This window comes from Modestobacter marinus, from assembly GCF_011758655.1.
Taxonomy (GTDB): domain Bacteria; phylum Actinomycetota; class Actinomycetes; order Mycobacteriales; family Geodermatophilaceae; genus Modestobacter; species Modestobacter marinus.
This window is the reverse complement of record NZ_JAAMPA010000002.1, coordinates 149,746-163,026: the sequence shown is the minus strand read 5'-3', so window position 1 is coordinate 163,026 and position 13,281 is coordinate 149,746. Positions and strand designations below refer to the sequence as shown.

Here is a 13,281-nt window from a genome sequence, read left to right as displayed (position 1 = left end):
AGACTGGGCCCGTGACCGAGGCACCCGTGGCACTGGCGACCACGAACTGGGCAGGCAACCACACCTACCGCGCGACACAGCTGCACCGGCCGGGGTCGCTGGCCGAGCTGCAGGAGACCATCGCGAACGCGCGGCAGGTCCGGGTGCTGGGCTCCCGGCACTCCTTCACCGCGATCGGCGACAGCGCGGAGCTGGTGTCGCTGGAGGCGATGACCTCGGAGCGGGTCGAGGTGAGCGGGGACCGGCGCACGGTCACCGTCGACGCCGGCCTCCGGTACGGCGAGCTGGCCACCGCCCTGCAGCGGGAGGGCCTGGCGCTGCACAACCTGGCCTCGCTCCCGCACATCTCCATCGCCGGGGCGGTGGCCACGGCCACCCACGGCTCCGGGGTGGGCAACGGGAACCTGGCGACCGCCGTCGCCGGCCTGGAGCTGGTGACCTCCGGCGGGGAGCTGGTGCGGAGCGCTCGCGGCGACGCGGACTTCGAGGGCCTGGTGGTCGGGCTCGGCGCGCTCGGCGCGGTCACCCGGGTGACCCTCGACGTCGAGCCCGCCTTCGACGTGCAGCAGCGGGTGTTCGAGCGGCTGGCCTGGGAGTCGCTGTACGCGAACCTGGACGAGGTGCTCGCCTGGGGCTACAGCGTCAGCCTGTTCACGCTGCTGGGCGCCGACGTCGACATGGTCTGGGTCAAGTCCCGCACCGACGTCCCCGGCGCAGCCGCCGGGGACCTGTTCGGCGCCGTCGAGGCCACCGCCGAGCGGCACCCGCTGCCCGGCATCGACCCGGCGCCGACCACCGCTCAGCTGGGCAGCCCGGGGCTCTGGTCGGATCGGCTGCCGCACTTCCGGATGGGCTTCACGCCCAGCAACGGCAACGAGATCCAGTCCGAATACCTGGTGCCCCTGAGCTCAGCGGTGCAGGCGCTGGAGGAGCTGCGTTCGCTGGGCGACCGGATCCGGCCGCTGCTGCAGATCTGCGAGGTCCGCACCATCGCCGCCGACCAGCTCTGGATGAGCACCGCGTACGGCGAGCCCGCCCTCGGGCTGCACTTCACCTGGCTGCCCGCTCAGGCCGAGGTCGAGGAGCTGCTGGTCGAGCTGGAGGCCCGGTTGCTGCCGCTGGGCGCCCGCCCGCACTGGGGCAAGCTCTTCCTCGCCGACGCGGCCACGCTGGCGCCCCGGTACCCCCGTCACGCCGACTTCCGTGCCCTGGTCGACCGGCTGGACTCGCGGGGCGCCTTCGGCAACGACTGGCTCTCCCGGCACGTCCTCGACGACGTCGGGTAGTCCCCGCGGGCACCTGGGCGCGCCGGTCGGTCCGGCGCACTCCCGGAGGACCGCTCACGCGTCGGTGATCGCGTAGCTCTTGATCTTGCGGTACAGGGAGCTGCGGGCCATCCCGAGCGACGCCGCCGCGCGCACGCGGTTGCCCCGGCAGTCGTGCAGCGCGGTGACGATCGCGTCCCGCTCGGCCGACTCGAGTGGGGTCAGGGTCCGGCTGCTGCCCCCCGTGCGGCACCAGGCCGGCAGGTCATCGGGCTGCAGCTCGCCCACCGGCCGCCGCTGCAGGGCGGCGGCCAGCGCCTCCCGCAGCTGGACCAGGTTCCCCGGCCAGGGGTGGTGCTCGACGAGCCGGCTCGCCGCGGGGTGCAGTCGCACCCCGCGGCCGGGGGCCAGCTCGGCGAGCAGCCGCTCGACGACCTGTGGCAGGTCCTCGGTGCGGTAGCGCAGCGGTGGCACCCGGACCGCCTGGGCGAACTCCCGCAGCACCACCTGGAACGGCAGGTCGGCGTCCGTGCGCCCGTCGTCCAGCGTCGCCGCCACGACGTACCGGTCCGGCGGCAGCGAGTCGAGGAGGGCGGGGAGCCGGCGGGCCGCGTCCGGACCGATCCGGTCCAGGTGCCGGAGGACGACGAGGGTCGGCCCGGCGCCGGGCCCCGCGGCGGGCACCCCGTCCGCGACCACCTGGTCCACCTCCCCCACCACCACCGGCCCCGTCGGGTGCAGGCGGCCGAAGAGCTCGACGACGAGCGTCCGCCGGCCCGTCCCCGGCTCCCCCAGGACGAGCAGCCGGTCGCCCCGAGCGAGGCCGGCGCCGACCTGCGCGCACGCCGTCCGCCACCCCGGGGACCGGCCCGCGGGCGACGGGACCTGCGGCGCCGGTCCGTCCGTGCCCGCGACCACCCGGGTATGGCCCACCGGGGACGCCGCGGCCGGCCGCGGCCGGCCGGGTTCGTCGTCGAGCAGCAGCACGATGCCGGCGACCTCCTCGCCGACCAGGATGCGGGTCCCGCGCAGCCGGACGGTGCGGCCGGACTCCAGCGTGACGGAGTCGGTGACCCGGTCCCGCCGGCTCATCAGGAACAGCGCGTGCTGGTGGACCACGACCTGCTCGGCGGCGGAGTAGAGCTGCTGGGCCCGCCGGTTCACCGTCAACGAGTCGCCGACGGCCATGACGGCCTGCCGGGGCCGGGCGTCGGCGCGGAGGAACGTCTCGAAGAGCGCCCGCTTGGCCTCACTGCGGTCCTGCAGCAGGTTGCGGCCGATGTCGACGGCTGCCCGCCGGACGAGCGTGTGCATCAGCGGCGTCCAGGTCTCGGCGAGCGAGCTGACGTCCAGCACCCCGTGGACCCGGCCGGTCACCGGGTCGGTGATCGGGGCCCCGGTGCAGGCGAACCGCACGAGCGCCTCGGTGAAGTGCTCGGCACCGACGACGCTGACCGACGCCCCCGCCTCCAGGACGGTCCCGATGCCGTTGGTGCCCACGCCGCCCTCGCCGAAGTCGAAGCCGGCGTGGAAGTCGACCCGGTCGAGCTGGCGGCCGACCGCGGTCGAGCAGTCGAGCCGGTGCACGATGCGCCCCTGCGCGTCGGACAGGGCGATCGCGACCGGCACGTCGACCATCTCGGCGGCCAGCCGGTCGATCACCGGCCGTGCGCTGCGGACCAGCCGGGAGTCCAGGTCGACGTCCTCGTGGTAGCTGATCCGGTACTCGGCGGCGTCGACGCCGGCCGAGCGGCTGCGCCGCCAGGAGGCCACGACCAGGTCCCGGACGCCGGTCGCCCCGGCCACCCCACGCTCGAGGAACTCCGCCCGGGCAGCGGCCACGTGCCGGAGATCGTCGCGCCCCTGGTGCACGGTCACCTCCACGGTGTGCCCGCCGGCCGGTCCGCCCCAGCCGCGGACCGGCCACGCAGTGTCCCAATCTGGGACGGTCCGCCCGGTCGGGGAGCCCCGACGATGTGATCGCGAACGTGATCCAGACCACATCGAAGGGTAGGGCATCAGATGACCGTGCAGGCAGCCCCGGACACCGGCACCCACGGGGCCTCCGCGACCCGCGAGCTCGACGCCCTGATCATCGGCGCCGGGGTGGCCGGCCTCTACCAGCTCCACCAGCTGCGCCAGCAGGGGCTGCAGGTGCGCGCCTACGACGCCGCGGACGACGTCGGTGGCACCTGGTTCTGGAACCGCTACCCCGGTGCGCGGTTCGACTCCGAGGCCTACATCTACCAGTACCTGTTCGACGAGGACCTGTACAAGGACTGGAGCTGGAGCCAGCGGTTCCCCGACCAGCCCGAGATCGAGCGGTGGATGCACTACGTCACCGACCGGCTGGACCTCCGCCGCGACATCGAGTTCGGGACCACGGTCACCGCCGCCCGGTTCGACGAGGAGCGCGGCCGGTGGACGGTCACGACCGACCGCGGCGAGACGATCGACACCCAGTTCCTCGTCACCTGCGCCGGGATGCTGTCGGCGCCGCTGACCGAGGTCTTCCCCGGGCAGGACACCTTCCGGGGCACGGTCGTGCACACCTCCCGCTGGCCGGCCGAGGGCGTCGAGCTCGACGGCAGGCGGGTCGGGGTGGTCGGCATCGGCGCCACCGGCATCCAGGTGATCCAGACGATCGCCGGTCGGGTGGGGCACCTGACCGTCTTCGCCCGCACCCCCCAGTACGTGCTGCCGATGAAGAACCCGCGCTTCGGTCCGGACGACGTCGCGGGCTACAAGGCGCGGTTCCCCGAGCTGCGCGACACCCTGCCCCGCACCTTCACCGGCTTCGAGTACGAGTGGGCGCACGCCTGGGCCGAGCTGACCCCGGAGCAACGGCGGGCGGAGCTGGAGGAGATCCACGCCAACGGCTCGCTGAAGCTGTGGCTCGCCTCGTTCGCGGAGATGTTCTTCGACGCCGACGTCAACGAGGAGATCTCGGAGTTCGTCCGGGACAAGATGCGCGAGCGGCTGCGGGACCCGCGGCTGCACGACGTGCTGATCCCCACCGACTACGGCTTCGGCACCCACCGGGTGCCGCTGGAGACCGACTACCTGGAGGTCTACCACCGCCCGGACGTCGAGCTGGTGGGCGTGCGCGAGAACCCCATCTCCCACGTCGTCCCCGAGGGGCTGGTGCTGGCCGACGGGACGGTGCACGAGCTGGACGTGCTGATCCTGGCCACCGGCTTCGACGCCGGGACGGGGGCGCTGACCCGGATCGACATCCGCGGGCGCGGCGGCCGCTCCCTGACCGAGGACTGGAGCCGGGACATCCGCACCACGATGGGGCTGATGGTCCACGGGTACCCCAACCTGCTCACCACCGCCGTCCCGCTGGCGCCCTCGGCGGCGCTGTGCAACATGACCACCTGCCTGCAGCAGCAGACGGAGTGGATCAGCGACCTGATCGCCCACCTGCGGGCCGCCGACAAGACGGTCATCGAGCCGACGAAGGCCGTCGAGGACGCCTGGGTCGCGCACCACGACGAGACGGCCGGCGTGAACCTCATCTCCCGGACGTCGTCCTGGTACCTCGGGGCGAACGTGCCCGGCAAGCCCCGCCGCGTCCTGTCCTACACCGGCGGTGTCGGCGCCTACCGGGACAAGTGCGCCGAGGCGGCCTCGTCCGGCTACCCCGGCTTCGACATCCGCTGACCCCCACCCCACCCACCTGGAGGACTGCCATGACCCACCCGTTCAGCGCCGCCGCCGACGCGGTGCTCGACCGCGCCACCCGGGCGGAGGCCCCCGTCGCCGGGGTCGTCGCGATGGTCACCGACCGCACGGAGACCGTCTACACCGGCACCGCCGGGGTGCGCCGTCTCGGCGGGGACCAGCCGATGACCCCCGACACCGTCTTCGCCCTGTTCTCGACCACCAAGGCCGTCACCGCCACGGCCGCGCTGCAGCTGGTCGAGGAGGGGCGGCTGGACCTGGACGCCCCGGCCCGCACCCACGCCCCCGCGATCGGCGAGCTGAAGGTGCTCGACGGCTTCGGCGACGACGGCAGCCCGCGGCTGCGCGACCCGCGGCGGGAGGTGACCACCCGGATGCTGCTGACCCACACCGGCGGCTTCGGGTACGACTTCTTCAACGAGCACTACAACCGGCTGGCCGAGGAACACGGGCAGCCCAGCGTCATCACCGCCACGAAGGCCGCGCTGACCACCCCGCTGCTGTTCGACCCGGGCGAGCGGTGGGAGTACGGCAGCAACCTGGACTGGGTCGGGCAGGTGGTGGAGGGGATCACCGGGCAGCGCCTCGGCGACGTGTTCGCCGAGCGGGTGTTCGGGCCCCTCGGGATGACCGACACGTCGTTCGTGCTGGACGACCGGCTGCGCAGCCGGCTGGCCTCGATGCACTCCCGCGGCGCGGACGGGTCGCTGACGCCGATGGACTTCGAGCTGCCCTCGCCGCCGGAGGTCGACATGGGCGGTCACGGCCTCTACGGCACGGTCGGTGACTACCTGCGCTTCCTCCGGATGTGGCTCAACGACGGGCAGGGCGAGCACGGCACCGTCCTCCGGCCCGAGACGGTGCGGATGGCCGTGCAGAACCACCTCGGTGACCTCAAGGTGACCGGGCTGCCCGGGGTGATCCCGTCGCTGTCCAACGACGCGGAGTTCTTCCCGGGGATGCCGAAGTCCTGGTCGCTGCCGTTCATGATCAACGACGAGCAGGCGCCGACGGGACGGCCCGCGGGCGCACTCAGCTGGGCCGGTCTGGCCAACCTCTTCTACTGGATCGACCGCGACAACGGGGTCGCCGGCTTCTGGGCGACGCAGATCCTGCCCTTCGGCGATGCGACGTCGTTCGGCAGCTACCTGGAGTTCGAGACGGCCTGGTACGCCTCGCTCGCCGGACGGGACCGGCAGCCGGAGGTCGCCGGCGCCGGGCAGTGACCTGACCGCCGGGTCCCGGCGTCGGCAGCCACCGGCGCCGGGCCCCGACCACGGGCGCCCGGCGACCCCGGGACCTCAGGGGACGACGTCGGGCACGATGTGCTGGCTCTCCTTGGGCGGGCGCACGTAGTCGTCCTGCACCGGCGGCCGGGGCGGCAGCTCCGGCGCGGGCGGGGTGAGGTCGTCGTAGGGGACCTGGGACAGCAGGTGGGCGATCACGTTGAGCCGGGCCCGCTTCTTCACCTCGGCCTCGACGACCCACCAGGGGGCCTCGGGGATGTCGGTCGCGGCGAACATCGCGTCCTTGGCCCGGGAGAAGTCGACCCAGCGGTTGCGTGCCTCCAGGTCCATCGGGCTGAGCTTCCAGCGCTTGGTCGGGTCCTCCAGCCGCTTCTGGAAGCGCTTTTCCTGCTCGGTGTCGCTCACCGAGAACCAGTACTTCAGGACCGTGATGCCGCTGCGCACGAGCATCCGCTCGAACTCCGGGCAGGAGCGCAGGAACTCCTCGTACTCCTCGTCGGTGCAGAAGCCCATCACCCGCTCGACGCCGGCGCGGTTGTACCAGGACCGGTCGAACAGGACCATCTCGCCGGGGCCGGGCAGGTGCGCCACGTAGCGCTGGAAGTACCACTGCCCCTTCTCCCGCTCCGTCGGCGCGGGGAGGGCGACGACGTGCGCGTGCCGGGGGTTGAGGCTCTCGGTGATGCGCTGGATCGCCCCGCCCTTGCCGGCGGCGTCGCGGCCCTCGAACAGGACGACGACCCGCAGGCCCCGCGCGCGGACGTGCTCCTGCTGCTTCACCAGCTCCGCCTGCAGCCGGGCGAGCTCCTTCTCGTAGTACTTCCGGTCCACCTTGCCGGTGGACGCGGGCGTCTCCTCGACCGACGACGTCGGACCCGGTGCGGTGACCATGTGAGGAGCATCACTTCCCCGCCGTCCGGGGGCAAGCGGTGCTCCTCGGGCCGGGCGACCCCTGGTCCGGCTCCGGCCCCGCTCACCCGGCCCAGCTCACCCGGCCCGGCTCACCCGGCCGGGACCCCGCGACGGACGGCCTCGGCGGCCGCCTCGGCCCGGTTGTGCGCCCCCAGCTTGGTCAGGATGTGGCTGACGTGGTGCCCGGCGGTCTTCTCGCTGATGACCAGGGCCCGGCCGATGGCGGCGTTCGACAGGCCCCGGGCGACCAGCGCCAGCACCTCCTCCTCCCGGGCGGACAGCGCCCCCGCGCCCCGCGCCGAGCGCCGCACCGGCGCACGCAACTCGCGGAGCAGGGCCGTGGCCACGGCGACCGCCGGCGCGGCGCCCAGCCCCTGGAGGGCGGCCAGCGCGGCACCGGCCTCGTCCACCGCGGCGCCGGGATCGTCGCGGGCCACCGCCCGGGCCAGTGCCAGCCGCGCGAGCGCGGCGTCGAAGGGCATGACCAGCCCGGTGAAGTCGCGGAGTGCGCGGCGGGCCGGCCCAGCCGCCGCGGGAGCCTGCCCGGCGGCGAGCTCGATCCCGGCTGCGGCGAGCGCGGCACGGGCGGCCAGCAGCCGGATGCCGGTCGCCGCGCCGAGGGTCGCGAGCTCGTCGGCCGCCGTCCGGGCGCCGGGCACGTCGCCGAGGGCGAGCCGGGCGTGCACCAGCGGGGAGAGCAGGCCGCCGGCCACGACCGCGTCGTCCGGCGCCGCCCGCAGGCCGCGCTCGAGCAGGACGGCCGCCGGCCGGGGGTGCCCGCCGGCCAGCCGCAGCAGCGCCAGCGGGCGCAGCGCCGCCGGGTGCTCCTCCCGGCCCGCCAGCAGCTGCGCGGCCTCGCGCAGCCGCCCCTGGTGGACCCGCAGCTCGGCCAGCGAGGCGACCGTCGGGGCGCTCACCTCCAGCAGCTGCCCGGCGGGCACGGCCAGCGCCTCCTGCAGGGCCGTCTCCGCGTCCGACCACCGGCCGCCGGCGATCAGCAGGTCGGCGTGCACCGTGCGACAGGCGCCGAACAGCGGCGCGATCGCGGCGCCGCGGGCGAAGGACTCCACGTGCGCGCACCACTCCGCGGCCTGCGTCCACTCCCCGGCGCAGGAGCAGCCGAGCACCAGGTTGCAGTAGGCCTCGCCCAGCGTGTGCAGGTCGGCCACCCGGCCGGCCGTCGCCGCCGCCATGGCCTCCTCCAGCAGTCGCATCCCGGGTCGCCACCGCCCGGCCCGCACCTCGGCGCGTCCCAGGAGGCTGATCGCGAGCACCTCCAGGTCGCCGTCCCCGGTCACCCGGGCGACCTCCAGGGCGTGTGCCGCAGCCGTGGCCTGCTCGGCTACCGTCGCCGCCTGGCGGGCGGCCTCGACGGCCACCCAGCCGTGCCCGGCGCACAGCGGCTGGCCGGCCATCGACCGCTCGGACCGGGCCAGCCAGCCGCGCGCCGCAGAGCCGCGGCCGCTGAGCAGGTGCTGGTGGGCGACCCACACCGCACTCCGGGCGGCCTCCGCGCAGCGGCCGGCGCGCAGGTGCTCCTCGAACGCCTGCTCGCGCACGGCGATCGCCTCGGGGACCCGGCCGAGGAACCACAGGGCCTGGGCCAGCCCGTCGCGGGCGTCGGCCGACCCACCTGCGGTGAGGGCAGCGGCGAAGGCGGAGCGGGCGGACGCCCAGTCCGCCCGCTCCAGCGCCTGCCTGCCTGCCCCCGTCAGCGCAGCCCCGCCGGGCCCCTGCACGGGACGAGCGTCCCACGCACGGGACCCGGTGAGGACCCCCTGCGGCCTCAGCGCCGGGTGCCGACGGCGAGCAGGTACTGCATCTCGTAGCGGGCCGCACCCGGGGTGCCCAGGTCCCACTGCTCGCAGAAGGCGTCCAGCGCGGCGTCGAACTCCTGCTCCGCGCCGTTCCTGACCGCGTTGGCCCGCGCCGCGATCGTCGGACCGTAGAACCGGGTGAAGTGCCGGGCGTACCCGTGCGCCTCCGGGAAGGCGGCGACCTCCAGCGTGTCCCGGTCCAGCGTCGTCCACTCGACCCGGCCGCCGAACAGCCCCCGCAGGTGCTCCTCGCTCCCCCACAGCGGCGGTGGCTGCGCGCCGGGCGGCGGGGGCGGCATGAACGGCTTCATGGTGGCGAAGAGCCCGCCGAGCATCCCCTCCGGCGTCCAGCAGAGCAGGCCGATCCGGCCGCCGGGCCGGCAGACCCGCACCAGCTCGTCGGCCGACTCCTGGTGGTGCGGGGCGAACATGACCCCGATCGTGGACATCACGACGTCGAAGGAGGCGTCGTCGAAGGGCAGGTGCTCGGCGTCGGCCTCGGTCCACTCCAGCTGCAGCCCGGCGGCCTCGGCCCGCCGGCGGCCGTCGTCGAGCAGCTCGGGCGTGAGGTCGCTGGCGGTGACCCGGGCCCCGCGCGCGGCCGCCGGCAGCGCCGCGTTCCCGGTGCCGGCGGCGACGTCGAGCACCCGGTCCCGGTCGGTCACCCGGCAGGCGTCGACCAGCCGGTGGCCGAGCGGGGTCAGGAAGGTGTCGACCATCCGGGGGTAGTCCCCGGTGGCCCACATGGCGCGGTGGCGTGCCTTGAGCTCGGTGTCGCTGATGGTGGCGGTCATCGGGTCCTCCCTCGGTGTGGTGCAGCCGAGGGTGCTCGCCGGGACCGGCCGGCACATCGGGCGAACGCCCCATCCGGTGCCCGCCCCCGTGCGCGGGCACCGGAGGGGTGCTGCCCTCAGTTCCCGCTGGCGAAGGCGCTGTCGAAGGCGGCGGCCGGCGGGTCGAAGGCCAGCCGCCGGACGAACTCCAGCGCCTCGGGTGCCCCCACCAGCCGGTCCATCCCGGCGTCCTCCCACTCGACCGAGATCGGGCCGGTGTAGCCGATGGTGTTCAGCATCCGGAAGCAGGCCTCCCACGGGACGTCGCCGTGGCCGGTGGAGACGAAGTCCCAGCCGCGCCGCGGGTCGGCCCAGGGCAGGTGCGACCCCATCCGGCCGTTGCGCCCGTTGCCGACCTGGCGCTTCGCGTCCTTGCAGTCGACGTGGTAGATCCGGTCCTTGAAGTCCCAGAGGAAGCCGACCGGGTCCAGGTCCTGCCAGACGAAGTGGCTGGGGTCCCAGTTGAGCCCGAAGGCCTCCCGGTGTCCGATCGCCTCCAGGGTGCGCACCGTCGTCCAGTAGTCGTAGGCGATCTCCGACGGGTGCACCTCGTGCGCGAACCGCACGCCGACGGAGTCGAAGACGTCCAGGACCGGGTTCCAGCGGGCGGCGAAGTCGGCGTAGCCCTCGTCGATCATCGACTCGGGCACCGGCGGGAACATCGCCACCGTCTTCCAGATCTTCGAGCCGGTGAAGCCGACGACGACGTCGACGCCCAGTGCCCGGGCGGCCCGCGCGGTCGCCTTCATCTCCTCCGCGGCCCGCTGCCGCACACCCTCCGGGTCACCGTCGCCCCAGACGCGCGGGTGCACCATGCCGCGGTGCCGCTCGTCGATCGGGTCGTCGCAGACCGCCTGGCCGTTGAGGTGGTTGGAGATGGCGAACACCTGCAGCCCGTGCCGTTCCAGCTGGTCCAGCTTCTCCTTGACGTAGGCCGGGTCCTCGGCGGCCCGGACGACGTCGAGGTGGTCGCCCCAGCAGGCGATCTCCAGGCCGTCGTAGCCCCACCCGGAGGCCAGCCGGCACACCTCCTCGAACGGCAGGTCGGCCCACTGGCCGGTGAACAGCGTGACGGGACGGGGCATCAGGAGAGGTCCTTTCGTTCGTTCGGCTCTTCGGCCTCGTCCAGGGGACCGCCGCGAGCCTGCGAGTGGTGGGGAGGACGAGGTCCTTCGTCCTGAGCGGCGTGGGTGGGGATCTCGGTCCAGGTCGAGCGGTCGGCGGCGCTGCGCTCCACGGCGTCCAGCACCCGCTGCACCTGCAGGCCGTCGGCGAAGGACGGCGTCGGCTGCTCCCCCGCGGCCAGCGCGGTGACCAGGTCGACGACCTGGTGGGTGAAGCCGTGCTCGTAGCCCAGCCCGTGACCGGCCGGCCACCAGGCGCCGACGTAGGGGTGCTCGGGCTCGGTGACGACGATCCGGCGGAAGCCGGCCGTGGCCGCGGGTTCCCCGCCGTCGAAGAAGTGCAGGACGTTCATGTCCTCGAAGTCGAAGGCCAGGCTGCCGGCCGAGCCGTTCACCTCGATCCGGATGGCGTTCTTCCGGCCGAGCGCGAACCGGGTGGCCTCGAAGGTGCCCAGCGCTCCCCCGGTGAACCGGCCCAGGAAGACGGCGGCGTCGTCGACGGTGACCTCGCCCATCCCCTCGCCGCCGACCCCGCCGAGCTTGCCGCTGCTGGCCGGCAGCGGCCGCTTGGCCACGAACGTCTCCAGCAGCGCGCTGACGCCGGTGAGCGTCTGCCCGGTGATGAACTGGGTCAGGTCGACGATGTGCGCGCCGATGTCGCCCAGCGCGCCGGACCCGGCCTTGTCCTTCTCCAGCCGCCAGGACATCGGCGACGCGGGGTCGGCGATCCAGTCCTGCAGGTACTGGGCGCGCACGTGCCGGATCTGGCCCAGCCGCCCCTCGGCGACCAGCTGCCGGGCGAGGGTGATGGCCGGCACCCGCCGGTAGGTGAAGCCGACCATCGCCCGCACCCCGGAGTCGGCGGCCCGCTCGGCGGCCTCGGCCATCGCCTCGGCCTCGGCCACGGAGTTGGCCATCGGCTTCTCGCACAGCACGTGCTTGCCGGCCGCCAGGGCGGCGATCGCCATCTCGGCGTGGGTGTGGCCGGGGGTGCAGATGTCGACCAGGTCGACGTCGGGCCGCTCCAGGACCCGGCGCCAGTCGGTCTCGGTGTCGGCCCAGCCGAGCCGGGCGGCCGCGGCGGTGACCCCGGCGGGGTCGCGGCCGGCGAGCACGGTGAGCTCCGGGGTGAGCGGCAGGTCGAAGAACCGCGGCGCGGTGCGCCAGGCGTGGGAGTGCGCCGCGCCCATGAAGGCGTGGCCGATCATTCCGACGCGCAGCGCCGGCCGGGCAGGGAGGGTCATCGCAGGCTCCAGGGGTGGGACCGGTGCCGCCGCTGACCGGAGGGGGTCAGCGGCGGCACCGGGCGTGCGGTCAGGACTCGAACGCGTCGTCGATGTACTGGTCGACGTTCTCGGCCGTGACGACCGGCGCGTTCAGCACGATCTCCCGCGGGACCTCCTGGGACACCAGGTCCGACATGCTCTTGCCCTGGGCGACCAGGCGGGCGAGCGCGATGCCGTCGGCGGCCTGCGTCGCCGGGTAGATGACGGTCGCCTCGAGCACCGACTCGCCGGACTGGATGTCCCGCATGGCGTTGGCCGAGCCGGCCCCGCCGACCATGAAGAACTCGTCGCGACCGGCGTTGTTGATCGCGGCCAGGACGCCGACGCCCTGGTCGTCGTCGTGGTTCCACAGCGCGTCGATCTGCGGCGCGGCCTGCAGCAGGTTCGCCGCCGCCTCCTCACCGGACTCGACGGTGAACTCCGCGGCCACCCGGTTGTCGACGTCCAGGCCGCAGTCGGCCAGGGCGTCGGCGAAGCCCTGGCTGCGCTCCTGGGTCAGCGGCAGCGAGTCGATGCCGGCGATCTCGGCGACGACGGCGTCGGGCTGGTCGCCCAGCCGCGAGCAGACGTAGGTGCCGGCGGAGACGCCCATCCCGTAGTTGTCGCCCAGGACGGTGGCCCGGGCGGCGAAGGGGCTGGAGAACTCGCGGTCCACGTTGATCACCGGGATGCCGGCCTCCATCGCCCGCAGCGCCACCGGGGTCAGCGCGGCGCCGTCGAAGGGCAGCAGGACGATCGCGTCGACGCCCTCGTTGATGAAGGTCTCCACCTGGGCGATCTGGGTGCTGACGTCGTTGGTGCCCTCGGCGACGACCAGCTCGACGTCCTCGTGGCGGTCCGCCTCGGCCTGGGCGGCGTTGCTGATGCCGGCCATCCAGCCGTGGTCGGCGGCCGGTGCGGAGAAGCCGATCCGCACCGTCTCACCGGTCTCGTCGTTGGAGCTGGCGACGACGTCGCCGCCCTCGTCGGAGCCCGAGCTCTCCGGGGTGTTGCTGGTGCAGCCGGTCACCAGGGCACCGGCCCCGACCACGCAGACGGCGGTGGACAGCAGGCGACCGTACGGACGCTGCCTCGTTGCAGACATGTTCTCTCCTCGCAGATCGCCGTCCT

The 13,281-nt window shown here is 74.1% G+C and carries 10 protein-coding genes; 3 read left to right on the top strand and 7 right to left on the bottom strand.

Going from position 1 to position 13,281, the window contains the following annotated elements:
* The first annotated feature begins 11 nt into the window (after positions 1-11).
* Positions 12-1,286 (top strand): D-arabinono-1,4-lactone oxidase, encoded by a 1,275-nt coding sequence (locus FB380_RS16760; protein WP_166756500.1) that lies wholly within the window; start codon positions 12-14, stop codon positions 1,284-1,286.
* Between the two features lie 54 nt (positions 1,287-1,340).
* Here the strand turns inward: FB380_RS16760 and FB380_RS26035 are convergent, their stop codons facing one another.
* On the bottom strand, positions 1,341-3,143 hold the full coding sequence (locus FB380_RS26035) for a sigma-54-dependent Fis family transcriptional regulator (protein ID WP_208383660.1): 1,803 nt from the start codon (positions 3,141-3,143) through the stop codon (positions 1,341-1,343).
* Between the two features lie 144 nt (positions 3,144-3,287).
* On the opposite strand from FB380_RS26035, the gene FB380_RS16750 reads away from it, so the two are divergent.
* Positions 3,288-4,931, top strand: a complete 1,644-nt coding sequence (locus FB380_RS16750; RefSeq protein ID WP_166756499.1) for a flavin-containing monooxygenase — start codon at positions 3,288-3,290, stop codon at positions 4,929-4,931.
* A gap of 29 nt (positions 4,932-4,960) precedes the next feature.
* Positions 4,961-6,178 carry a methyl acetate hydrolase AcmB gene (acmB, locus tag FB380_RS16745; RefSeq protein WP_166756498.1) on the top strand — a complete coding sequence of 406 codons (1,218 nt, stop codon included), beginning with the start codon at positions 4,961-4,963 and terminating at the stop codon, positions 6,176-6,178.
* Between the two features lie 75 nt (positions 6,179-6,253).
* Here acmB and ppk2 read toward each other — a convergent pair whose 3' ends face one another.
* From ppk2 to FB380_RS16715, 6 genes are all read right to left on the bottom strand, one after another.
* Positions 6,254-7,090, bottom strand: a complete 837-nt coding sequence (gene ppk2 / locus FB380_RS16740) for a polyphosphate kinase 2 (protein WP_166756497.1) — start codon at positions 7,088-7,090, stop codon at positions 6,254-6,256.
* A gap of 110 nt (positions 7,091-7,200) precedes the next feature.
* Complete coding sequence (locus FB380_RS16735) at positions 7,201-8,850, bottom strand: helix-turn-helix domain-containing protein (RefSeq protein ID WP_166756496.1); 1,650 nt, start codon at positions 8,848-8,850, stop codon at positions 7,201-7,203.
* A gap of 47 nt (positions 8,851-8,897) precedes the next feature.
* Positions 8,898-9,722 carry a class I SAM-dependent methyltransferase gene (locus tag FB380_RS16730; protein ID WP_166756495.1) on the bottom strand — a complete coding sequence of 275 codons (825 nt, stop codon included), beginning with the start codon at positions 9,720-9,722 and terminating at the stop codon, positions 8,898-8,900.
* 116 nt (positions 9,723-9,838) lie between these two features.
* Positions 9,839-10,846, bottom strand: a complete 1,008-nt coding sequence (locus FB380_RS16725; protein WP_166756494.1) for a sugar phosphate isomerase/epimerase family protein — start codon at positions 10,844-10,846, stop codon at positions 9,839-9,841.
* Complete coding sequence (locus tag FB380_RS16720) at positions 10,846-12,129, bottom strand: Gfo/Idh/MocA family protein (RefSeq protein WP_229681930.1); 1,284 nt, start codon at positions 12,127-12,129, stop codon at positions 10,846-10,848. Before FB380_RS16720 ends, FB380_RS16725 begins: the two co-directional genes overlap by 1 nt.
* 70 nt (positions 12,130-12,199) lie before the next feature.
* Positions 12,200-13,255, bottom strand: coding sequence for a substrate-binding domain-containing protein (locus FB380_RS16715; protein WP_166756493.1), 1,056 nt, complete (start codon positions 13,253-13,255; stop codon positions 12,200-12,202).
* Positions 13,256-13,281 lie beyond the last annotated feature (26 nt).